The organism is Marinomonas sp. UCMA 3892 (genome assembly GCF_012726345.1).
Classification (GTDB): Bacteria; Pseudomonadota; Gammaproteobacteria; order Pseudomonadales; family Marinomonadaceae; genus Marinomonas.
The window spans coordinates 1-24,125 of record NZ_PTXN01000026.1 but is presented as its reverse complement, the minus strand read 5'-3'; the positions used below and the strand labels follow the sequence as shown (position 1 = coordinate 24,125).

The following is a 24,125-nucleotide window of genomic DNA, read 5'->3' as shown; positions in this document are numbered from 1 at the left end:
AATGACGCTCCTATTTTCCGTTTACTTCGTCATAATATTTTTTCGCACCTGGGTGCAAAGCAATAGGAGTACGTTTCGCCGTTTCTAGCGAAATTGCTTTTGCCTGCGGGTGAATTTGACCTAGTTCATCTAGATGAGAAAAAATAGTTTTGGTGATGTTATAAATTTTGCTCTGATCTTCTTTACCGCTCGTAAACAAAATCGCTGGATCATTAATCATCAAGACTTGTTTGCTCTGATCAGGATAAGTGCCTGCTGGCAAAGAGAAAGCTTGGTAGAAAGGATATTTCTGAATCAAACTATCTAGTTTCTCAATACTGGCAGACAAAAGCTTCATATCGGTCTGTGAATCTAGGTCAATCAAAGAGGAAGTCGGTGCACCAGCCAAAACCACTGTAGCGTCAACTTGACCGTTCACCAGTGCTTTTACACCTTCATTGTATGAAAGAAAACGTGGTGTGATATCGTCAAAGACACCGTATTCTTGCAACAGGCGAGTTGCTAATACAGCAGCATTACTGCCTGGAGGTCCCATGCTGACACGCTTGCCTTTTAACTGTTCAAAAGAGTCAACACCATTTCCGGAAATCGTCGCAACTTGCAATACAGCTGGATATAAATAGGCAATACCGGCAACATCCAATGGCCCACTTACTTTAAATGGGCCTTCGCCATTCTTAGCTTCAAACAGTGTAGAAGATGATGAAAGCCCTAGCGTCATTTGACCCGCTGCAACTCGGTGATTGTTTTCAACGGACGCACCAGTTACTTCAGCTCGTGCTGTGGTGTTATCCATATACTTGTTGAGTGTTTCAGAAATACCCGCGCCAATCACATAAAACAAGCCACCAGTTCCGCCGGTACCAATGGATACGCGCTCAGCAGCTTGTAAAGGGCTATTTACTAAGGTCGCACATAAAGCGCTCGCTATAAGCAGTTTTTTAAACATAGTATTCTCCAACTTATTTTTGTTTTGGTAGTACCTTCAAAAGCACTTAGAACACTTTAGCGAGGAAACCTTTCATGAACCTTTCATGGGGCTTTAACAACCCATAAAAATCAAATCTATGGTATTGACGAAGAATCGTTAGAAATAATAAACATAGCATTATCCCACTCACGATAAATGAGCTGTTTTTTGGCATCATCTGTCTGGATAAGTAATTCAAGTCCTAGAGGAATTGGGCGAAAGATTCCATGCGGTAACTTACTCAACTCATCACGACTATATGGACCTTTTACCTTGGTACTAATTGGCGTAATCCCAGATTGATTCGCAAGAATATGCTGCCCTTCTGGGGACAACAAAAGATCGATAAAACGCTTCGCTAATGTCGGCTGTTGAGCATCACGAGGAATAAACGCCGTGCGCATAATGATTGTCGTATAATCCGTCGGCATGATGGTTTTTATCCATGCATACTTTTTTGACCACTGATATGAATAAGCACCAACAAGATTATAGGCGATAAATATCTGACCTTTTAATAGCGCATTAAGCATCGACGAAGTATCTGTATAAAGCCGAGCTTGATGCGTACCAAAAGCTTCTAACAATCGCCCATAACTGCGAGATTGTTGTCCATCATAAGCCCACGCCAAATAACCTAAACCTGACTGTTGAATATCAAATAAGCCGATTTTATCGTCCAAAAGGTGATTCTTACTACGAATCAAATTCAATAACTGCTCGCGACTCAGCGGCGAAGCCTCTCCCACCAAAATATCGCTATTTAGCGCCGTCACGATAGGTTCGTAGGTAAAACCAAACAGCTCATTTCGCCAATGTGAATCCTTGGGGACATTGCTAAGCTCTGGCGAATCATAAGCCAATGCGTAACCATCGTTCGCCAATTTAAATTGAAGATCCATCGCGGGGCTAAGCATCACATCAGGCCTCATATTAGGCTGCGATATAAATTGCTCGTATAAATGACGAGTATTCGATTCGGTATAATGAATTGCTACATGCGGGTATTTTTCTTGATATGCCTTAAACAAAGGCGAGATCGCCTGATGATTGATAGCGCCATAAATAGCCAGTACATCTTCTTGATACTTTGGCGGTTTATTCAAACTTGGAAAAGTAATATATGTAATTTGTTGCGCCGCATCAGCAAATACCATGCGACTCACCAAGATGAAACAAATTACCAGCACGTAACTAACTTTCATACGACAGCCCTTTTCGTTGGGGAAAAATAACTTCCACAATCAATCCGGTTGGCTGGTTGTCTTTTAAATGGAATCTGGCGTCATGATGCTCTGCGACTTCTTTGGCAATGGATAATCCAATCCCAGAACCAGAGGTAAAGTTTTCTGGACTACGATAAAAATACTCAAAAATATGCTCTTTATCCTGGTCAGGAACGCCAATACCTTGATCTCGAATTTGTAACACAACTGAAGTCTCAGATAGCTCATCAATCACCATTAGCTCAACTTCAACAACGCTGCCCTTTGGGCTGTATTTAATGGCATTTTCGATAATATTTTGTAGCATCTGCTTTAGAGCGAATTCATCACCATTAATAGTAACTTGGATGTCTCCTAAATATTCAATTTCAACCTGTTGCTCTAGTGCCCAAACCACCAGCTCGCGACAAGTCTCTTTGATCACATGATCCAAAGACACCGGACTAAAAGGATGACTCTGATAACGATGAGTCAACGTAGCGCGACTAAGAAGTTGGTTGACTGTGTTGGTCAATACATTACTGCTTTCTAAAATATGCTGTAGTTGCTTTTGACGTAACACTTCATCGGTTTCATCTAGAGCGTTTTGCGCCTGTGAATTCAGACCAGCCAAAGGTGTTCGTATCTGATGGGCGGCTTCTGCAGTGAAGCGTTTTAAACGGCTTAATGTATTATCCAACTGAGCCATAAAATAATTAATGCTCTTTAATAAAGGCGCTATTTCGCTGGGTACATCGGCTTCTAAAGGTGATAACTCTTGGGGTGAACGTTCGGTGATGGCTTGTTTGATAGCTTGTAAAGGCTGTAATACCCGCCAAATAACAAAGAGCAATAGGAGCAAGGTAATAAAGAAAAACAAGGTAACAAACTGCAATGCCATTTGGCTGATTTCAGTCGCGGCTGCGCGTCGTGCGTCCAATGTTTGCCCGACAATAATAAAAACATCGTTCACACTATCCGCTTCTAGCAAGCGTTTTCCCAACGCAACAAAACGCACCGTCTCACCGCGATACATGGCTTCATAATAAATAGGAATAAATTTTTCTTTTTCGCTGGATTGTTGAAGTAACTGGGTAAACGGAATATTGGGGAGATCTTTATAACCTGTCAGCACCCGATATTGACCATTAATAATAGAATAGAAGGCACGATCAGAGGTAGACAATGCCAAGGTTTCAAAAGCGGAAACGGGCAAATCGATAAAAAACTTCGAATCCAAAATATTAATGTTTTCGGCCATCTGTAAAGCTGAACCATATAAAAGTCGGTCATAAGACTCTTTTGCCGCTCTATTCGCGTAGATATGTGCGCTCCAAAGAGCCACTACGTTAATGACGATCAGCACCGTCGCAACCATTAGGATCAATTGCCGACGAATCGACGTGGTCGCCTTAGCCATGATGTTTTTCCAACAAATAACCAAGACCACGAATGGTTCTGATATTGATATCACTGTCTTGCAGGGATTTTCGTAGGCGTGCTACGTAGATTTCAATCACACTTGAGTTTGGATTTTCATTAAAGTTATAAATATGTTCGATCAATGCCTCTTTGCTTAAAACCCGCCCAGTGTGACTGATAAACACCTCTAATAAACGAAACTCTCGTTGTTTTAGGTCAATTAGATTACCGTCAACGGTTACCGAACAGGCTTGAAGATTTAAACTGACATTGCCATATTCTATAGTGTTTTGCGCTTGTCCTTGGCTACGACGCAGTAAGGCACGACAACGAGCCTCAAGCTCTCCAAAGTCCACCGGTTTAGTCATATAGTCATCTGCACCTAAATCCAATAACTCAATGCGATCTTTAATTCCATCACGCGCAGTTAGCACAATCACCGGCGTATTAGAGTGTTTTTTTCGTAGAGTTTGTAAAATTTGATTGCCTGTCATATCCGGCAAATTTAGATCTAGTAGCATGAGATCGTATTCTTGCAAGGCCAACATCTGATTTGCCTGTAAACCGGTCTGAGCAAGATCAAGACCATGCCCCATTCGACTGATTCTTTGGCTAATGGCTTCGCCTAAAATACGGTCATCTTCCACTACTAAAATACGCATGATACTGATGCTCTTGTGACGTCTTTATTGTTATAAGGCAGATTGAATGTGTGTGATATTCAGTTTATTACTCAAAACTTTGTCAATTTAGCCTATATTCCGGCGTGAAAGAATGGGCTATCTCTTCTATCAATACATGAAATGAAAAATGAATACGGAGCCTTTTGCAATTAAAGGGACTATTCCCAGTCTGTGTCCTTCATTCTTTTGTTATCTGTCCATGTGCAAACTTATCGAAAACACGTAAAGTGGTGGGCTTATTTTTTGCCTCACTATTGTACGGTTAAGGACTCAACATGATTCGCAAAGATATGTTTTTGGCGCTGATTATTATCGTCGCGTGGGGCTTTAACTTTATCGTCATGCGCTGGGGCTTGGACGAACTAACACCTATGATGTTGGGTGGCTTACGCTTCCTAGTCATAGGTATGATTGGCTGTTTCTTTTTCTCTCGCCCCAATACACCACTACTTTGGTGTATTGGCTACGCCTTATCATTGAACTTCGGGCAATTTGCGTTTTTATTCAGTGCGATGTCATTTGGTATGCCTGCTGGACTTGCGTCTTTAGTGCTGCAATCTCAGGCGATTTTTACGCTCGTGTTCGCTATTTTATTGTTGAAAGAAACCGTACGCCCTTATCAAGTGCTTGCTATCGGTATTGCGATTGGTGGTTTGGCGGTAATCGGATTAGACAATGAAGACACCACCATGACTGCACTTGGCTTTGGTTTAACCTTAGCCGCCGGCTCAAGCTGGGCAATGGGCAATATTTTTACTAAAGTCATCAGCCGAAAAGGTTACGATGCTAACCTCAACCTTATTGTTTGGTCGAGCTGGGTTCCGCCTGTGCCTTTCTTTCTGTGCGCCTACTTCATTGATGGCGGCGATGTCATGTGGCAAAACATCATTGGACTGAATTTCAAATCCCTTGCATCACTGGCTTATTTGTCAATCTTTGCGACATTCGTCGGCTACGGTTTATGGAGCCATTTATTGTCCCGCTACCCAGCGGCAACGGTTGCACCACTAACTTTAGGCGTGCCTGTTGTTGGCCTAACATCAGCAGAGATTTTGCTGTCTGAAACAGTTAGTACTATGCAATGGGTGGGGATTTTAATCGTGTTGCTAGGCTTGATGCTGAATACATTCGGTGGCCGCTGGTTAAAGAAGGTTAACCAGCAAGCCGTTTAGATCAGCAGGAGTTAGTCTTTTTTATCTTGTTGCGCGTCGATTTTATCCGCAAGGCGCGCCACTTGAGCTTGCAACTCGGCAATTTGAGTCACTAACGCTTGATGGTTGCTCTCTTGGTTTTCGTGTTCTTCTTGTGCCGTTTCACGTGTCATCACATCCAACACCACACCCACCATCATGTTTAAAAACACAAATGCGGTGAGGAAAATAAAGATGATGTAGAAAATCCAGCTAAATGGATAAACGTCCATCGTCTCGTACATCACGTCTGTCCAGTCTTCGAACGTGGCAACCCGGAACAGTGTCAACATTGAGATGGCGATATCACCCCAAAGGGTCTCATTCACCTGATGGAAAAAGATAGAGCCAACCGCAGCGAAGATGTAAAAAATGATAAACATCAGCAAGGCAATGTAGCCCATTTTCGGAATAGCTTTGATCAAGGCATTAATCAAAAAACGTAAGTCAGGAATGATAGAAACCAAACGTAACACGCGGAAAACTCGCAACAAACGAGCCACCAAAATCATTTCTGTATTCGAAATTGGCACCAGGCTACCAATCACAATAACCGTATCAAAAACGTTCCAAGGATCTTTAAAGAAACGACGTTTATCATCACAGGCGATAAAGCGCAGAGATAGCTCGGCTAAGAAGAAAACGGTAATAAAATTGTCTAAGTAATTAATGGCAGTATCAATGCCATAGGGTAAAGAATAGGTTTTTGCACCAACCGTTAATGCGGCAACGATAATGATGCTAATAATAAAACCTTGAAACCACGCACTACGCTCGATACGCTTTATCTTCGCGAACCAATTTTCCGAACGACTCACTTCCATTATTTTTTCTACACCCAATATGCAATCTTGAAAACCTGCATTAAAGACAGGTAGCGCCATATTAAGTTCATATCATGCAGAAGAAAAGCAGAAGCGAGTTAAGTTGTAGCGCCTGATGATTAAGTTCGCTTTACCCGCACCACTTTCATGACTTCTACAGGAATACCGGCTACCATTTCTTGTGTGGGGTAGTAGGTTAAATTAACGCGCGCGCCGCGCAAGGTGCGGTACTTTCCCTGCCTTTTGAAACGAAAAGGCACATCATAGCCTTCGATCATCAGGGTATGTAAAACCCAGTCTTCTTGGGGGCGCTGAGCATGGGACTTTACTTTCAACGCATCGGAATGAATCAGTGCATCGTTGTTTTTTAACAAAGACTCAGGATCGGATTTCACAAGAGATTTCCTTTCTTAAAGATGAAAGCCTCTAAGTATGACACAAATCGATGTAATCTTAAAAAAGTTGATCGTTTTTTGTTCGAATTTTACGAAAGGGGCTTATGATTTTCGACTTTTAACCTTTCCGTAAACTGACTCATTGCCAATGCAGCATCGCGACTATCAAACCGAACAACGGCTTTTTGCAGAATCAGACTGTTTGGATAAGTCACCACATCCCCTGATAATCGATGGATAATCACGTGAAAAGACGATATTTCCATAATCTGCCCTAAGATCTCATCGTCCTTGTCGACAACTTTTATCCAATCTCCTACTCGATATGGAAAGCCAAAAAAGATGATTAAACTCGCGGTTATATTGCTCAAAATAGACCATTGGGCAAAGAGCGCCACACCTACAACAGCGAATACAGAGGAAAAAAAGATCGCCAGCTGACCATAACCTATTCCCAAAACCAAGCAAACCAACATCACAAAAATCGCGGTAAAGCCAAGATTTAGCATTTTTGAAACGTAAGTTATTCTCACTTCATTGGCGAAGCTTTTTTGCCCAAGTAATCTTACTGTCGACTTTAAAATACGAGAGACAATGATGTAAGCCACCACCAACAAGGCGATTAAGCCGATTTGCACCATCATGCTTTTTCTCCTAATACGGATTTATAAAACATAAAACAATACACAAGGAATAATCCCTACACTCATCAAATTACCAATCAACACAATCGACGCCACTTTATGCGGCTCTTGTTGATACAGCTCAGCGACCATGTAATTCAAAACGGCTGGCGGCAAGCAGGCAAAAATCAATAAATAAGCGAAGTTTTCTGACGACATGCCCACCACATAGTACCAAATAGCAGCAATCATCAAGCCGCTTAATGGACACAGGAAGCCGGCAATGACGCCAAGTTTCCACTCGCTAAAGTCGACATTTGTCATGCGTACACCAAGCGCAAACAGCATCAGCGGAATGGCAATTTGTCCCATCATATCTACAGAGACTTTCACCGCTGGCATAACAGTCCAACCTTGCAAACTCCAGATTAAGCCAAGTATCGTCGCGATAATCATTGGCATCTTCAGCACATTAAGCAGGTTGGTTTTAGGGTTAAGTAAATACATGCCCACCGTAAAATGCAGCAAGTTTTCGGTAAGAAATAGAACCACAGCAATAGGCAACGCCGACTCACCAAACGCCAATACAATTAGCGGAATCCCCAAGTTACCACTGTTATTAAACATCATAGGAGGAACTAGCGTCTTAGGGGATATTTTCAACCACTTACACAGCGGCCAAATAAGCAATCCAGAACCTAAAACAACGGCCGTTGCGGCAAAAATCAAATCGATATATTGGGCGATATGAAAGTCTTTTGACGACATAACAGAGAAAATCAGCGCGGGGCAAAACACACTGATATTAATACGGTTTGCCACCGTCATGTCAGTTGGGCGAACCCGTGCATAAAAGAATGCCACCAGCACTATACTGGCCAGTGGAAAAACCGTATTAAAAATTTGTAAGAATATCGTCGAAGTGTCCATTAATAGCCTCTATCCCGAAGGGCAATAGCTTAACGCCCTTGCATTAAAAGACCAAGATGGAATAGCGATTAGTTTTTCTCAATAAGCGTTGAGGGGATCAAAATAAAACGCTGGGCCACCTCTTTCCCCTTCAATAAATCCATACCAATTTCGATGGCTTTTTCTGCCATAGGAATAGGACGCTGAACGGCAGTGGCAATCCAAGGGTTATCTTGCTGCTTGATAATCTCAGTGGCAAACGGCGCACCATCAATTGAAGCTAAGACAAATTCTTTACGGTTTGCTTGTTGTGCGGCTCGCAACGCTCCAAATGCCGTTGGGTCATTAATCGTAAACACCGCATCAATGTGATCGTACTCTTCCATTAAATACGTCATGGCTTCCATACCGCCTTCCACACTGCCGGTCCCGTTCATGCGATCGCTTAGGAGAGTAATATCAGGGTATTTGTTCAGTGCGGATTTACAGCCCGCCACGCGTTCTATAACAGACGAAACCAGCACTCCGTTAATAATCACGAAGTTACCTTGGTAATTGATTTTCTCCGCCAATTTTTCACAGGCAATCGCACCAGCCTGAACATTATCAGTCGTGATAGTGGCATCAGCACCTTGGGCATTGACATCAACCGCAATCACCTTAATACCCGCTCGCTGGGCTTTGGCGACAACCGCCGCCACTTTATATTCATCCGCCGCCGTTAAGACAATCAGATCAACTTTTTGATCAATAAAATCATTAATTTGTCCTATCTGGCGTTGCCAGTCATAGGCATCCGAACGAATCAACATTTTAACAGGTTCGCCCGCTAATTCTTCAGCTTTAACAGAGGCCGTTTCCACCAGCTGAACAAAGTAGGGGTTACCCAAATCAGCAACACTAATACCAATTGACTTGAGTGGTTGAGGTTCTGAAGATTGCGACACCAAAGGGGAAAGTGAAACAGCAATGACCGAAACCGCCAACAGACTAGGCATCACTCGGTACGCCTTCCAAAGCTGTCGTGCTTTATGAAAAAGCGACGTAGATGGTTTACTTGCGCTCATGATATTTCCCCTGATGAAAGGCCGCTATTTTGCCCTACCTGATGGCAGATAAAAATAGCGGTTTCATTTTTATCTTAGGCAGCAGCGTCCTCTGATTCACCGACTTCCATCGCTCCAGTCATAATGGCCACGGCGTCAGACATACTATGAGACTGAGGAGTGACAATTGCCGCTCGCTTACCCAAGCGATGGATATGAATGCGGTCAGCCACTTCAAATACATGAGGCATATTGTGACTGATCAAGATGATAGGCAATCCACGGTCACGTACTTCTTTAATCAGATTCAATACCCGACGAGACTCTTTCACCCCAAGAGCGGCAGTGGGCTCATCCATAATAACCACCTTGCTGCCAAATAAAGCAGAGCGTGCAACCGCCACACCTTGGCGTTGACCACCAGACAAAGACTCGACGGCTTGACTGATATTTTGAATCGTCATTAACCCAAGTTCTGCCATCTTGTCGCGAGCACGGCGCTCCATTTCCTTTTTATCTAGCATACGGAACACCTTGCCAAGAATCCCAGGCTTGAGCAATTCACGGCCTAGGAACAAATTATCAGAGATGTTCAACGCGGGAGAAACAGCCAAATTCTGATAAACCGTTTCAATACCTAATGCACGGGCTTCCATTGGTGACGTAAAATGCACCGGCTTACCGTCTAGCAAGATCTCGCCTTCATCAGGAATCAATGCACCAGACAAGGCTTTGATCAATGAGGACTTACCTGCCCCGTTATCACCAATCACCGCTAAAATTTCACCTGGATACAGTTCGAAATCCGCATGATCGATGGCTGTCACACTGCCATAACGCTTAACCAAGTTCTTGGTTTGTAACACAGGTGTCTTATCGTATTGAGCTACCATTATGCTGTTCCTCTTCGGATCCACTGATCGACACCAACGGCAACAATAATCAAAATACCGACGGTGAACTCTTGCCAAAGCACATCGACACCAGCGAGTGCCAAACCATTACGAAACACGCCAACCACCAAAGCGCCAATCAAGGTGCCATAAATAGACCCGCGACCACCAAACAAACTGCAACCACCGATAACCACAGCGGTAATACTGTCTAAGTTTGTCGTGTAACCTGCCTGTGGACTGATAGAACCAATGCGGCCAATCAATACCCAAGCACCAATAGCACACACCACACCAGCTAAAATATACACAGACAGCAAGATACGGTCGGTACGGATACCAGCCAATTTTGCGGCAGCTGGATCATCACCTGTGGCATAAACGTGACGTCCCCACGGGGTCCAATTTAACGCATACCAAATCACAAAGAAGATCGCCAACATCAACAAAGAACCATAAGTTAATCTGGCACCAAACACGTTGATGGTTTCACCCAACCACTGCAACAAAGGCGCAGCAGCATTAATATCCTGAGAACGAATGGTTTCGCTTTTTGAGTACCACAAGTTCAAAGCAAAAAATACGTTCCATGAACCCAGAGTGGCAATAAATGGCGGCAGTTTCATACGCGTAATCAATAGGCCATTAATAAAGCCAGCCACTGCACCAACGCCAATACCGATTAACAAGGCAAGCCAAGCTTCAAAGCCATAATCCATCGCCATTCGGCCCATTACCACGGACGCCAATACCATAATGGCACCGACGGACAAATCGATTCCCGCCGTTAAAATAATTAAGGTCTGAGCAACACCAATCACACCGATAATAGTGACTTGTTGCAAAATCAAAGACAGGTTAAATGGGTGCAAAAAGCGCCCACCAACTATCATGCTAAAGCCAATAATTGCCAAGATCAAAACAATACTTGGAGCGGCAATGGGATAGTGGTGAAGAAATTTTTGGAAACGCTGCACAAGGGTTTCATTACGCTCGAACTTGGCAACATAGGTACTGGCTTGATCTGCCACTTTATCGTGATCAAGCACCGCTGTAGACGGTTTTGTGTTGGTAGAACTCATAGACTACTCCAGAGAGGGAACATCGTGCTAGACAGAAAAAGTGCCGTTAGCCAAACTCGACTAACGGCAAATAAGGGCGCCTTCACACCCATCTATCACAAGAGATTGCTTAACCCCAACACATGCTCAAACCAGTTTTAGACGAAACCGATTGAACACCTTTTACGGGTTCATCAGTAATTAACTGAACACCTGTGTCAAAGAAATCGAGGCCGTTTGATGCCGAAGGACGTGAGCCAGATTTCGCGAACTCAACAATCGCCGTGACACCTTCAGAGGCCATTTTTAAAGGGAATTGCATAGAAGTAGCGCCGATCACGCCATCTTTGATATTGCGCACACCTGGACAACCGCCATCCACAGAAACAATCAATACGTCTTTTTCTAGGCCGAATGATTTCAATGCTTCATAAGCACCTGCTGCGGCAGGTTCATTAATGGTGTACACCAAGTTAATTTCTGGGTCTTTTTGCAGTAGGTTTTCCATCGCACGACGGCCACCTTCTTCAGATCCTTGCGTCACATCGTTACCTACAATACGTGGATCCGTCTCATCGCCCATGCGATTGGGATTTTGAAGATCGATACCAAAACCTTGCAAGAAACCTTGGTCACGTGCAACGTCTACAGTAATCTGGCTTGTACTCAAATCTAGCAGAGCAATTTTAGCGTCTTTGGCTTTATCGCCCATTTTTGCTTTGGCCCACATACCAATCATTTCGCCGGCTTTAAAGTTGTCCGTTGCGAATGTCATGTCTGCTGCACTAGCAGGGCTAAGGGCGGTGTCTAACGCGATAACAAGCAAACCTGCATCTCGTGCTTTTTGAATAGTTGGAACAATAGCTGCTGTATCACTAGGTGTAATAAGAATACCTTTGGCGCCTGCAGCAATGAGGTTTTCGATTGCCTGAACCTGAGTTTCGTTGTCGCCGTCGTAACGGCCAGCAAACGTACGCAATTCAACACCAAGCTCAGTAGCTTTTTGCTGTGCGCCTTCTTTCATTTTTACGAAAAATGGATTGGTGTTGGTTTTGGTGATTAGACCAATGATTGGGGTTTCGGCCATAGCCACGGTAGACAAGGTGCCAGCCGCCACTAGACAAGCCAATTTTTTATACGGGATACGATGCATGAATTTCATTGTTTTTATAACTCCACTTTTTGTTTTTATTATTGGCAGCGATGCCATTCAAAACAGATCCAGCCCCGACTCTGCTTTGATAAAACACTATGGAGATAAAAAACTAATGAATAATTTCATCATTTAATCTTTTTTTGTAACATTTGTAATAGTTCAATATTCTATCTGAAATATTCCACTTAACTCTTTGATCGTAAAGGGTTTTGAAATGAACAAATCGTCATCTTTTAATTGATATTTTTGTTTCAATTCGTCTCTTGGCAAGCCAGACATCAGTAATATTGGGCCCGTAAAGCCAAACGAATCGGAATTCAGGCTGTGCGCCAGCTCAACACCACTCATAGTTCCTGCTAGGTTTACATCCGACACTATGGCATCAGGAACTATGGCTTTACTCAAGGCATTCATCACGGCTTCGGCACAATCAAAGGTTTGCACCATAAAGCCCATTTTTTCTAATTGTTCACGCATGACACGGCACACTTCCTCGTCGTCTTCCACAAGCCAAACGAGGCTAAATTCTGGCAACAAAATGCTATCTTGTTGGCTCGCTTTTTCATCTGCTACTACTGAACCTTCTATCAGGGGGTCTTGCTGTGTCATTTGCTGAGGCAAAAACAAACAAACACGAGTCCATTTGCCTTTTTCTGAAGTGACTTTGATTTCACCACCACTTTGCTTCACAAAACCATAAATCATACTCAAGCCCAAACCACTGCCCTTGCCAACAGGCTTAGTGGTAAAGAACGGCTCAAAAATGCGCCCAATGACGTCCTCATCAATCCCTTCGCCCGAATCTTCCACTCGAATTCGTATGGCTGGCACATCACTGTCTGGCAAGGTACATAATTTGGTTGAGAAAGATAAACGACCACCGTCCGGCATAGCGCTGGCGCTGTTCAACGATAAATTCAGCAAGGCATTCTCTAACTGCGAGGGGTCGATTAAGCTAACCACATTGGGACATTGCAAATCACTTTCAACAACAATATGCGAACCCACACTGTATTCAACCAAATCCAGCATACCTTCGATCAAATCGTCGATCGCAATCGATACGGGAAAGAGTTGTTGGCGGCGACTAAAGGCCAACAATCTCTGCACCAAATTGCTACTTTTCTCTGACACGACTAAGGCTCGCTCTATGTAACGTGCTTGATCCTCGGTTTGTGGAAAGGAGTCTGACAACATTTGTAGGTTGCCCATAATGGCGGCCAGAAGATTATTAAAGTCATGGGCGACACCACCGGTCAGCTGTCCTAGCATTTCCATTTTTTGCGCTTGTCTAAGCTGACTTTCTACGCTCTTACGTTCCGTTAAATCCGTATACAAGGTAACAAAACCACCTTCAGGCATAGGTTTGGAACGAAATTCGACAATTTTGCCAGAATCAAAATGACGCTCGAAACTTTGAAAACGCAAATGACGAGAGACGTTCACTTCTTCCATATGAACTTGCTGGTTCTCTAGATTTAGGTTTTTGTGCTGCCCTTGGTTAATTAGATTTTGCACTTCATCGATAGGCATGCCCACATGCAAATCATCATCTGATAAATCAAACAACTTCTGATAACCCGAATTCCAAGCAACCAAAGTTCCTTTGGCTGAAAACACACTCAACCCATCGTTCATATTATCAAAGATGGTTTCAAGCAAACGCTTTTGCTCCGACAACTCCGCTGTCACCTCTAAACGCCTTAGGGCATCGCGGCGAAAGACTTCGAAAGTGTCAGCCAAAGTACCTATTTCATCGTTTCGGCGTATTCCAGTATGCTTTGAATCCACACGCCCCAAAGATAGCTGCTCCATATCATTGGTAACCACACCTAAATCTTTCGTCATGCGCTGGCTGTATAAATACAAGCGAGTTAAGCCCAATAACAAAAACACCGAGATACCGATAATCCAATTTTGACCTCGCTCGACAAACGAAGAAACCTCCTGTCTTTGACGGCTTACTTTCTTCTGCAAGCCTCCTACGAAGTCACTAACCTGTTTACTCAACTGTTCAGATTTGGCGCGAATCGAAATCAATAGATAATTTTTGCGCTCTTGAATCTGATTCAAGCGTCGATGCGCCTTCAGCAAATCATCGGCAATGCTCGCCACTTGCTCGCTTTGTTCTGACAGCTTTAAACTTTTCAGCATACTTTCAGGCACCAAACTTGGAGACTCAAGTAACTGCAGCAACCAGACCAGACCTTGCTGGCTATCGACACTGGCTGCATGATCAGTAGGAGCCAATTGTCGAATACGAAATTGCTGAGCCAAGCTGTCCTCACGCAAGTACAACTCTTCTCGCACTAAGGCCACCAGCTCTTCAAGAGTCTTTTGTAAGTCATCTAGCCGCTCGTCAATGTCCCGCTGAAAGACAGAATCCGTTAAGCTGTCCGCCACACCACGCAATTCAAGAATGCGACGATGAATGCGCTCAGATTCGGTCTGTAATTGGAAAGGACGCCCAGAACCCGCGGTATAAGGCGCGATGGCAGCCAACTGGGCCACACCTTCGGCTAAGGTTAGTGAAGTAGAAATTTCGGGTAAGGTTTCAGATTCGAATTCAGATAAGGTAGCTTCACTGACACGCATAGATTGCCAGCCAATACCGACCATAAAAAATGCCACCAGGCTAATCGCTAAAATAGCCAGAGAGGCTTTTTGCCGGATGCTGGTAAAGCGCATTTAATTAGTCCGCACAGGGCCTTGGAAAAAGTAACCAAGTCCGCGTTGGGTTTTAATAAATTCTGGTGTTTTCGGGTTTGATTCTATTTTTCGTCTTAGACGCAAAATCAATACATCAACCGTGCGATCAAAGACTTCCGTCTCTAAACCTCGACTTTGCTCTATTAATTGTTCGCGAGAAAAAATACGATCAGGGTGACGAGCGAGCACTTCCAATAGAGAAAACTCCCCCAAGGTTAAGGTGACCAATTTGCCGTTTGGATCATGCAGCAGACGAGCCGTTAAATCCAACATCCAGCTTCCAAATTTTAAACAGTCATGATCTTGATTAATCGTACTTCCTGTCGTCGGTGGCACTTGATAAGAACGACGCAACAAAGCATGAATTCGCGCCGTGAGCTCGCGTAAATTAAACGGCTTCATCATGTAATCGTCTGCGGCTAACTCTAACCCTAAGATTCGATCTGTTTCATCCCCTTTGCCTGTTAACATCATAATAGGCATCACAAAACGCTCGCGTACTTCACGAGCAAGACTCAAACCATCTTCTTCGCGCAGATATAAATCCATCAGCACTAAATCCACGGGCTCAGCTTCAAGGTGAGACCACATCTGAGTACCATTTTCTGCTTCCAATACTTTGTAACCCTTTTGCGATAAGGCATCACAAAGCAACTGACGAATATCTTGATCGTCATCCACTACCAATAAGGTTTTTTTATGTTGTTCTGTCATTGTCTGGGCTGGAATCCATTATCGTTGTTATTAGGCGCACACCAAGTTAGAGAAGCGGCTATTATTGCGCTATTAATATCATGTTAAAGTTAATAGACAATTAACTAAAGGAAAAGCTTCTTGTGACATCGAAACTCATCCAGCTGACTTTCTTAGATCCTGAGCAATCCATTCAAGCAGAACCTGGAGAAACCATCATGTCGGCTCTTAAATCCGCAGGCATTCCAATCAAGCAAGCCTGTACCAATGGCGTATGTGGCGTTTGTCTCACCCCTTTATTATCTGGTGAAATTGATTACGCTCATCGCCAACCTCACGGTTTAAACGACAAAGAAAAACAAAATGGCTATTTCCTTCCCTGCATTGCGACATGCAAAACCGATATCGCCATCGACCGGCCTAAAGTGAGACTGCGTTAATCACGTAAAACCGTTATCATAAGTCTAGCGAATTAATGAGCCATCTTATGTCTAGCGAACTGCCAATTTATCAACTGATTCCCCAGCTGACCCAACAATTAGAGCATCACCACGAAGCGATTCTAGAAGCCGCTCCCGGCGCAGGTAAAACCACTGTGGTGCCCATTGCTTTGATAGATCAAACTTGGTTGAAAGGCCGTAAAATCATCATGCTAGAACCAAGGCGTTTAGCGGCAAAAGCCGCCGCCAAACGCCTTGCTGATACCTTACAGGAACCTTTAGGAAAACGTATTGGCTATCGTATCCGCCACGAAGGCAAAGAAAGTTTTCAAACCCAAGTATTGGTGGTTACCGAAGGCGTATTAACTCGCATGCTTCACGAAGATCCGAGTTTAGAGAATATTGCGCTCGTTATTTTTGATGAATTTCACGAGCGTAACCTTCACTCAGACTTGGCGTTTGCTTTATGTCTACAGGCACGGGAACTGTATCGCGACGAAGACCCCCTTAAACTTTTAGTGATGTCGGCCACTCTGGACACAGAAACACTGGAAGCACGACTTGGTTGCTCGACACTGACCAGCCAAGGGCGAAGCTTTCCAATCACGACTCATTACAGCAATAAAGCCCTGAAAAGCTTTCAAGTTACCGACGAGGTAGTGCGCATTACTTGCCAAGCTTTCAATGAAGAATCCGGCAGCCTATTGGTGTTCTTGCCCGGTCAAAAAGAAATTCGCCAAGCAGCGACACAGCTACAACAGCGCCTAGGTCATGAAGAACATCTCAGCATTCTACCTCTATATGGCGAACTTAGTTTAAAAGAACAAGAAACGGTTATTGAGCCAGTAATAGCGCCAGCCAGAAAAATCGTTTTGGCAACCAGCATTGCGCAAACCAGTTTAACCATTGAAGGAATCCGAGTTGTTATCGACAGCGGACTCAGCCGCGAGGCTCGCTTTGATGCCAGTACGGCTACGACAAGATTACACACTCGTCGTGCGACACAAGCCGAGACGATTCAACGGATGGGGCGAGCAGGACGCACCGAAGCTGGCGTTTGCTACCGGTGGTGGAGCGAAGAGCAACAACATCAACTTGCCCCTCAAGCCCAACCTCAGATAGAGATCAGTGACCTTGGCAGCCTAGTAATGGATTTGGCGAAATGGGGCGTGCAAGAACGCCTTGAACTGGATTGGATTACGCCACCGCCAAACAGTCATTGGCAACAAGCAATAGGCTTACTTTCTAACCTTCAGGCTCTGGAGCAATCCTCTGGGTCATTGCCCTCTTTGACATTAAGCCATCTTGGCGAGCAAATGAGCGAGCTTGGCATCGAACCTCGCCTCGCTAGACTGTTATTAGACGGCAAACTTATCAATAACAGCGATGCCGCCAGCGCCATCTGCACCATTTTGTCTGAAGGCGATCCACTCTCAAATCATCATAGCGACTTAGCAGACCGCCTCAATTGGTTAACAGGTCATTATCAGGCGCAAAGTAAACGACCAAGACAGAACTACTTAAAAGCACAGCAACAGTGGCAAAAACGCAGTCAGCAAATCAGCATTCAAGAAGTCTCCATTGATGATAAAAATGATCTCGCCTTTTTACTGATTCGAGCCTTTGCAGATCGTATTGCGCAACGCGTTGGGCAAGATCATGATAAGACTCGCTACAAACTCGCTAATGGAAGACTGGCAAGCCTGTCTTCTCTCGACCCTTGTGCACAAAGTGAATGGATTATTGCCTTAGACATCGGCGGACATCACGGTCAAGATGAAGACCGTATTTTCCTTGCCTGCCCCTTTGAGCTCGACTTGCTGCTCGCTAATTTCACCGATTTACTCATCATCAAACATCATCTTGCTTGGTCAAAAAAAGAGGCACGTTTGCTAAGTGAGTCACAACGCTGGATAGGTAAACTTTGCATTGATAAACAGAAGCTTACGACACCATCTGAAGAAGATATAAGCCAAGCTGTTTGCCAGTACATTCGTCAAGAAGGCCTTAGTGTTCTGCCTTGGAATGAATCCAGTAAACAGCTGAAAGCACGTATGCAATTCGCCTTCCTGCATGATCAACAGAACCCATGGCCAGACTGTTCTGATAATGGATTATTGCATGATTTAGAAACATGGCTTGGCCCCTATCTTGGGAAAGTGACCAATCAACAGGCCATAAATAAACTGGAGCTAAATGACATCTTACTAAGTCGGCTTGATTGGAACCAACAGCAACACCTTCATCAGAATGTCCCTGCAAGAATAACGGTGCCATCAGGAGCAAGTCATACCATAGACTACTGCGAGCAACAGCCAACCCTAAGAGTGAAACTGCAGGAAATGTTTGGCTATACAAAAAGCCCAACCGTACTGAATCAGATCATACGTATTGAATTGCTATCGCCAGGGCAAAGGCCACTTGCCGTCTCTCAAGATTTGGCCTTCTTTTGGCGTGAAGCCTATCCAGAAGTACGAAAAGAAATGCGTGGTAGATACCCAAAACACCCTTGGCCAGAAGATCCTCTCAGCGCGTTAGCAACATCGAAAACCAACCGAACATTACGATCATCTTAATTGACTGAGCGCTTGTTCGGTCAACTGCTGACTAAAAGGGGTATTCTTGGGGTGAGTTGGTGACCAACCCATAATAAAGCGATGAAAATCAGCCCAAGCGATAGGAAACAAATATTGCCATTCTTCGAGAACCTCTTGCGCAAAAGCTTGCGACTCCCCTTGCGCCATTAACTCTCGCCCCAATTCTAAGAAATAATGCTCCAGTAGATAATCTATATTTTCAGTCAATTCAGATTCAGGCAATGCACTCCCTAAAAGATACGCTAGATCCTGAACACCAACGCCACCACCGACATATTGAAAGTCCACAGCGGCAACCTGATTATCAAGTGGAGAAAAACAAAAATTAGCCACTTTAGCATCGCCATGCACAATGGTTTTAAAACGAGCATTATCTAAACATTTCGCCAATTCAGACGCGGCAGATTTTAATTCGCCCTCAGCCATGACAGACCATTCTTCATATCGAGTATCAAGGTGCCAATAGGTTCCCTTGCTCCATAAACCATTCGGCCAATTCGCAGGAGGAGTTTGATGAATAAAGCCCGCATGCAACGCCGCTAACCAGTTAATACAAGAGATTAAATAATCACTATTATTGGCATTGTATCGGTCTGAATAACCAGCAGCGTCTAAATCTTCCAATAAGGTTAATCGCTGTCCAGTATGTTTATCATAAAAGTCGCCATAACAAAGTGCGACACGAGCCAATATGTGGCATCGTGATGCCCAATTTCGATACCAATTCTGTTCTACTTCATATGAACGAACTTTACGTTGATGGCCATGATTAGAATGCCAGCCTTTAGGGTGAGATACCTCTAAAGGTATAGAGCAGTGCTTAACGATAACAAAAGAAACCGAATCATTCCCCGTCAATGAATAACGAATCACTTCACCATAACCACTCCATAAAGATTGAAGCACTTCTTCACGCTTAACGGTACAGGCTTTGCATTGCCGTTTAATAAAAATATCCGGAGTCATAAATCTTATTCACAGTAATTAATTACATAAATTAACAAAAAGATAGCATGTTCAGAATTTAGTCACTATTTTCGTAATGTATCTATAACGCCGTCATGATCTAATTTCTAAAAAATCAGCCCATAATAGAGGAAGTCTTTTCTAACCATGGAATCAAACAATAAACTCTCAAATCACAAACTCTTTAATATCGGCGTTAGGCTGGTAAAATTTGCTTGGGTTGTAGAAATACTCGCCGTCAGTATCGGCTTTCTTATTTCCATTATCGTATCATTTTCTGTCTATGCTGAACTTGATAAAATGGATAGAACCCTCAATTTTGGAGACTACAGCAGCATATTAGTTGCGGCGTTACCTTTCGTACTCGTAGCAGTAGTTGAAGCTTCTAAAATTCCTGTGGCTACAGCGATGATGTATGCAAAACATACTTCTTGGCGCATCCTATTCTTTATTGGCCTAGTTCTGCTTGCCTCTATCACCTTTGAAACCATGCTCAATGGCTTTGAACGTAACTTTTCTGGTTTGAATATTGCCATCGACGATAAGAAAAATGCCTCCTTATTATTACAAGGAAAAATCGATGATTTTGATCGCCGTAAAAAAGATATTGATATTATTGACCCTCAGGAGGTAGATAATAATTACCAAAATAGTATTCAGAATGCGAACTCAACATATTATCAGACCTTAGAAAAAGAACGAGAATACATCAATCGTCAAATTACCAAGCTCAGCTCAGATAACGAAACAATTCGAGGCTATCAAACAGAAATTACTGAGCTCAATCAAAAAGAACGTGAAATTTATGACGCTTGGGATGTAGAAAGAAGCGCCTTACAAAAGCGCTTACGTGGCTTATTAAACAGCTATGTTGCAGGCTCAGAAAACGATAAAGAAAAACTACAAAAAGAGCTAGACAAACTTAAAGCAGAAATGCAAAAAGAAATGGACGATGCTAATTTCTTTACACGCCCAACGGTTGAGAAAAAATATCGCCAACTAATCACTGAAAAAGAAAACCGCCTGTACACTGTAGCAGATCGCACCATTGGTGATGATGCACTTGCTAAACAAACAAAAAGTGAACAGCAGCTTCAGGATCAACTACAAGTACTCGGACAAGATTATCAAAAGCGTATCGATTTAGGGCGTCAGCGCATGGCTTATTTAGAAGGCCAAATTTTATCTCAAACAAAAGGCCTTGAAGAAAAGCGCGATAGCTATAGAACCAATTACGATAAAGTTGCTCAGCAAGCTGCTCAAAACCGCAATGGAACAGTTTCACGATCCGCCAGCGAAAAAGAGTCTCAGCTAGCACAGTATGATGAAATTCAAATAGAAGTAAGAGCCATTGATAATCAAATTTATGGTCTTAAACAAGAACAAACCTTACTGAAAAATGATATTAACCGCTTGGTTAACTCAAACCAAATTTATCGTCTTGCAGCTTACGTCAGTAATAAAGAGCAAGCGATTGACGTTCCTAAATCAACTGTCGGATTGGTTGCTTTGGTATGGTTTGCCTCATTGGCCTTTATTAGTGCGGTAACAGGGGTTTTTCTTGCGATTGCAGGTATCTATATGCAGCGCATCTATGCCAAAGATGACGAGTACGAAACGCACTCACATCATAGCGCGTTGAGCACCAGTCAAAAAGAGCAATAACGAGTAGGCAAGTCAACTAATCATTGTTAGATAAAACCAGTGTAGATTCTCTACTCTGGTTTTTTTTGTTTAACAAATAACAAGCCAGATAGGAAAATATCAAAAGTTATGAACAAAATACTTCAATCCAAGCGGCAAATCGCATACTGAATACGTGGATCAAAAATATAGCCTAAAAAAATTGTGCATAACAACCACGCTTATCCCCACAATCATTTAACATATCCGCCACTAGGTATAAAAACAAACATCTCACACACAAACTAAACAAACACTATATCTGCTTTCTAATTGCAGCACTTCTATAACTTTCTCCTGACCTCTTTCTCTCAATAAAAATATTCTGCTTCATAAAAATAGATGAGCAAGTTTATGCGATTAAGAATGATCAAAATAAAAGGTATGAAAAACAGACGTTGCTCATTCGCCCTTGTCTTAAATTCGCGCTGAGCTTAATAACCTCCTCCAACCTCCCCATGAGAAGGAGCAAAAGTGTAGTGGTCTAATAAAACCGGACACCATTTTAGGTGGTAACATTGCCACATTAAGAGAGGTGTTTAATGACAAAACGTCGTGTATTTTCAGCAGAGTTTAAGCATGAAGCCGCCAGCTTAGTACTCGATCAAGGCTACAGTTTTACTGAGGCCTGCCAGTCCCTTGGCATTGGTGAGACAGCTCTACGACGCTGGGTTGGTCAGCTTAAAGATGAACGAGGTGGTGTCACACCAAAAGCGAAAGCTTTGACACCAGAACAGCAGCGCATACAAGAGCTTGAAGCCAAAATTAGTCGATTAGAAAGGGAAAAAGCCATTCTAAAAAAGGCTACAGCTCTCTTGATGTCGGACGACCTAGAACGTATGCGCTAATTGATAAGTTAAGAGAGCAAGAAGCGACAGAGGTACTTTGTGACTTGTTTGGCGTTCCAGGCAGTAGTTACTACGATTACCTCAAGCGTAAGCAGAAGATTGATGTTGAACGGTTAACACTGCGTAGTCTAGTGGTTCAGCATTTCAATGAGAGCCGTGGTGCGGCGGGAAGCCGAACATTACAGAATATGTTGCAGGATGAAGGCTATACACTGGGTCGCTTCAAAGTCAGAAACTTAATGAAGGAAGCTCGCTTATGCAGTAAACAACCAGGAAGGCATCGCTATAAGGATACAGGAGGCGAACAACCAGATATCCCTAATCATCTGAGTCGAGAGTTCAATGTGAGTGCCCCTAATCAAGTTTGGTGTGGCGATATTACTTATATCTGGGCAGAAGGTCGCTGGCACTACTTAGCTGTCATTTTGGATTTATATCGAAGGCGTATTATTGGCTGGGCGTTCTCATCAAATCCCAATGCAGAGCTTGTTATAAAAGCTTTAGATATGGGTTATGAACAGCGTGGTCGACCAAAAGGTGTGATGTTCCATTCGGATCAAGGAAGCCAATACGCGAGTCGAAAATTTAGACAACGGCTATGGCGTTATCGCATGAAGCAAAGTATGAGCCGCCGAGGAAATTGCTGGGACAATGCTCCCATGGAGAGAGTGTTTAGAAGTTTGAAATCCGAGTGGGTTCCAAAGGCAGGATACATGACTCAAAACGAAACAAAACGAGATATCAGTTTTTATCTGATGGATTATTATAACTGGCGCAGGCCGCATCAATATAACAACGGGATGCCACCTGCCAAAGCGGAAGAGCAACCTAATTTACTGTCCGGAATTAGTTGACCACTACAAAAGTACCTAAGCAGTTATCCTGCTTCGTCCCTCCCTTTAGCTATCTTGGCATTGGATTCGCGCTGACGCGTTGAGCTTGCGAAACAGGCGCAAGCGAAGGCAATGACAAGATGGTATTCCTACAGGCAAAAGAATTTTCTGCAGACGAAAAAAAGCCCTGACAGCGTAGCTATCAGGGCCTTCTTAATATAAAGCTTGACGACTGATGCCGACTGTCACATGCGTGTCTTTGATAAAGAGCCCCACACGCATGTGGGAGCAATCCTATTACACCGCCTAAACGAAAAAACCCCGCCCTGCTTAGCAGGACGGGGTTCTTTTCAATATAAAGCTTGACGACGACCTACTCTCACATGGGATCTCCCACACTACCATCGGCGATGGCGCTTTTCACTTCTGAGTTCGGGATGGGATCAGGTGGTTCAACGCCTCTATGATCGTCAAGCAATTCGTTTTGCGTTTGTTTTGAGCTATGCGTTTATTGCATTGTCTTTCGACTTGTCTCAAAACACGCGAATACGTGCTTGGATCTTTAACAATTCATTTTGAAATAGAGATAACCAAGTATCAAACCGATGTTGTTTTCATCGTAATTCTATGTGTCTTTGTCATTTTGATGATCTTGAGCCTTCACTCTTCTCATCCAAAACCACTTTGGTGTTATATGGTCAAGCCTCACGAGCAATTAGTATTGGTTAGCTCAATGCCTCACAGCACTTACACACCCAACCTATCAACGTCCTAGTCTCGAACGGCTCTTCAGGGGACTTATGTCCCAGTGAGATCTTATCTTAAGGGAGGCTTCCCGCTTAGATGCTTTCAGCGGTTATCCCGTCCGAACATAGCTACCCGGCAATGCCACTGGCGTGACAACCGGAACACCAGAGGTTCGTCCACTCCGGTCCTCTCGTACTAGGAGCAGCTCCTCTCAAATCTCAAACGTCCACGG

At 43.5% G+C, this 24,125-nt stretch carries 20 protein-coding genes and 2 rRNA genes; 5 read left to right on the top strand and 17 right to left on the bottom strand.

What is annotated here, in order from left to right; translation table 11 throughout:
* Positions 1-10: 10 nt before the first annotated feature.
* The 4 genes from B6N13_RS22200 to B6N13_RS22185 all read right to left on the bottom strand — a co-directional run bounded on the left by B6N13_RS22200 (position 11) and on the right by B6N13_RS22185 (position 4,259).
* Positions 11-949, bottom strand: a complete 939-nt coding sequence (locus B6N13_RS22200; protein ID WP_169460643.1) for a TAXI family TRAP transporter solute-binding subunit — start codon at positions 947-949, stop codon at positions 11-13.
* Between the two features lie 116 nt (positions 950-1,065).
* Positions 1,066-2,175 (bottom strand): ABC transporter substrate-binding protein, encoded by a 1,110-nt coding sequence (locus tag B6N13_RS22195; protein ID WP_169460642.1) that lies wholly within the window; start codon positions 2,173-2,175, stop codon positions 1,066-1,068.
* The gene (locus B6N13_RS22190; RefSeq protein ID WP_169460641.1) at positions 2,165-3,595 is read right to left on the bottom strand and encodes a sensor histidine kinase; all 1,431 of its coding nucleotides are present in this window, start codon (positions 3,593-3,595) and stop codon (positions 2,165-2,167) included. The genes B6N13_RS22195 and B6N13_RS22190 overlap by 11 nt, the downstream gene beginning before the upstream one ends.
* Complete coding sequence (locus tag B6N13_RS22185; RefSeq protein WP_012071824.1) at positions 3,588-4,259, bottom strand: response regulator transcription factor; 672 nt, start codon at positions 4,257-4,259, stop codon at positions 3,588-3,590. Before B6N13_RS22185 ends, B6N13_RS22190 begins: the two co-directional genes overlap by 8 nt.
* Before the next feature lie 296 nt (positions 4,260-4,555).
* Between B6N13_RS22185 and B6N13_RS22180 the strand changes: the two genes are divergently transcribed.
* Positions 4,556-5,452, top strand: coding sequence for an O-acetylserine/cysteine exporter (locus B6N13_RS22180; protein WP_012071825.1), 897 nt, complete (start codon positions 4,556-4,558; stop codon positions 5,450-5,452).
* Between the two features lie 11 nt (positions 5,453-5,463).
* On the opposite strand, the gene B6N13_RS22175 is transcribed toward B6N13_RS22180, so the two are convergent.
* The 10 genes from B6N13_RS22175 to B6N13_RS22130 form a co-directional block, all read right to left on the bottom strand.
* Entirely contained in the window at positions 5,464-6,354 is an 891-nt protein-coding gene (locus tag B6N13_RS22175) for an ion transporter (RefSeq protein WP_348981562.1), read from the bottom strand.
* Positions 6,355-6,413: 59 nt separating this feature from the next.
* Positions 6,414-6,689: a hypothetical protein gene (locus tag B6N13_RS22170; protein WP_012071844.1), complete on the bottom strand. Its 276-nt coding sequence runs from the start codon at positions 6,687-6,689 to the stop codon at positions 6,414-6,416.
* Positions 6,690-6,778: 89 nt separating this feature from the next.
* Positions 6,779-7,333, bottom strand: a complete 555-nt coding sequence (locus tag B6N13_RS22165) for a mechanosensitive ion channel family protein (protein ID WP_169460640.1) — start codon at positions 7,331-7,333, stop codon at positions 6,779-6,781.
* A 21-nt stretch (positions 7,334-7,354) separates the two neighbouring features.
* The gene (locus B6N13_RS22160) at positions 7,355-8,242 is read right to left on the bottom strand and encodes an AEC family transporter (protein ID WP_169460639.1); all 888 of its coding nucleotides are present in this window, start codon (positions 8,240-8,242) and stop codon (positions 7,355-7,357) included.
* Positions 8,243-8,310: 68 nt separating this feature from the next.
* Positions 8,311-9,288 (bottom strand): substrate-binding domain-containing protein, encoded by a 978-nt coding sequence (locus B6N13_RS22155; protein WP_012071847.1) that lies wholly within the window; start codon positions 9,286-9,288, stop codon positions 8,311-8,313.
* Positions 9,289-9,362: 74 nt separating this feature from the next.
* Positions 9,363-10,160 (bottom strand): ATP-binding cassette domain-containing protein, encoded by a 798-nt coding sequence (locus tag B6N13_RS22150; RefSeq protein ID WP_169460638.1) that lies wholly within the window; start codon positions 10,158-10,160, stop codon positions 9,363-9,365.
* Positions 10,160-11,242, bottom strand: a complete 1,083-nt coding sequence (locus B6N13_RS22145; RefSeq protein ID WP_012071849.1) for an ABC transporter permease — start codon at positions 11,240-11,242, stop codon at positions 10,160-10,162. The genes B6N13_RS22150 and B6N13_RS22145 overlap by 1 nt, the downstream gene beginning before the upstream one ends.
* Before the next feature lie 109 nt (positions 11,243-11,351).
* Positions 11,352-12,383 (bottom strand): sugar ABC transporter substrate-binding protein, encoded by a 1,032-nt coding sequence (locus B6N13_RS22140; protein ID WP_012071850.1) that lies wholly within the window; start codon positions 12,381-12,383, stop codon positions 11,352-11,354.
* Positions 12,384-12,536: 153 nt separating this feature from the next.
* Positions 12,537-15,065: a PAS-domain containing protein gene (locus B6N13_RS22135; protein WP_169460637.1), complete on the bottom strand. Its 2,529-nt coding sequence runs from the start codon at positions 15,063-15,065 to the stop codon at positions 12,537-12,539.
* Positions 15,066-15,800 carry a response regulator transcription factor gene (locus B6N13_RS22130; protein ID WP_169460636.1) on the bottom strand — a complete coding sequence of 245 codons (735 nt, stop codon included), beginning with the start codon at positions 15,798-15,800 and terminating at the stop codon, positions 15,066-15,068.
* Positions 15,801-15,922: 122 nt separating this feature from the next.
* Here B6N13_RS22130 and B6N13_RS22125 point away from each other — a divergent pair, with 122 nt between their 5' ends.
* Both B6N13_RS22125 and hrpB read left to right on the top strand, forming a co-directional pair.
* Positions 15,923-16,219: a 2Fe-2S iron-sulfur cluster-binding protein gene (locus B6N13_RS22125; RefSeq protein ID WP_169460635.1), complete on the top strand. Its 297-nt coding sequence runs from the start codon at positions 15,923-15,925 to the stop codon at positions 16,217-16,219.
* 47 nt (positions 16,220-16,266) lie between these two features.
* Positions 16,267-18,795 (top strand): ATP-dependent helicase HrpB, encoded by a 2,529-nt coding sequence (gene hrpB / locus B6N13_RS22120; protein ID WP_169460634.1) that lies wholly within the window; start codon positions 16,267-16,269, stop codon positions 18,793-18,795.
* Here the strand turns inward: hrpB and B6N13_RS22115 are convergent.
* The gene (locus B6N13_RS22115) at positions 18,787-19,782 is read right to left on the bottom strand and encodes a phosphotransferase (protein WP_169460633.1); all 996 of its coding nucleotides are present in this window, start codon (positions 19,780-19,782) and stop codon (positions 18,787-18,789) included. The genes hrpB and B6N13_RS22115 overlap by 9 nt on opposite strands.
* A 147-nt stretch (positions 19,783-19,929) precedes the next feature.
* Here B6N13_RS22115 and B6N13_RS22110 point away from each other — a divergent pair, with 147 nt between their 5' ends.
* The gene (locus B6N13_RS22110) at positions 19,930-21,447 is read left to right on the top strand and encodes a hypothetical protein (RefSeq protein WP_169460632.1); all 1,518 of its coding nucleotides are present in this window, start codon (positions 19,930-19,932) and stop codon (positions 21,445-21,447) included.
* A 560-nt stretch (positions 21,448-22,007) separates the two neighbouring features.
* Positions 22,008-23,167, top strand: a protein-coding gene (locus tag B6N13_RS22105; RefSeq protein WP_169460631.1) for an IS3 family transposase whose coding sequence is annotated in 2 segments (ribosomal slippage) — positions 22,008-22,260 and positions 22,260-23,167 — 1,161 coding nt in all. Because the reading frame shifts where the segments join, the coding sequence is not laid out codon by codon here.
* A 339-nt stretch (positions 23,168-23,506) separates the two neighbouring features.
* On the opposite strand, the gene rrf is transcribed toward B6N13_RS22105, so the two are convergent.
* Positions 23,507-23,621: ribosomal RNA gene (gene rrf / locus B6N13_RS22100) — 5S ribosomal RNA — on the bottom strand.
* 219 nt (positions 23,622-23,840) lie between these two features.
* Positions 23,841-24,125, bottom strand: a 23S ribosomal RNA gene (locus tag B6N13_RS22095); the annotation flags it as partial.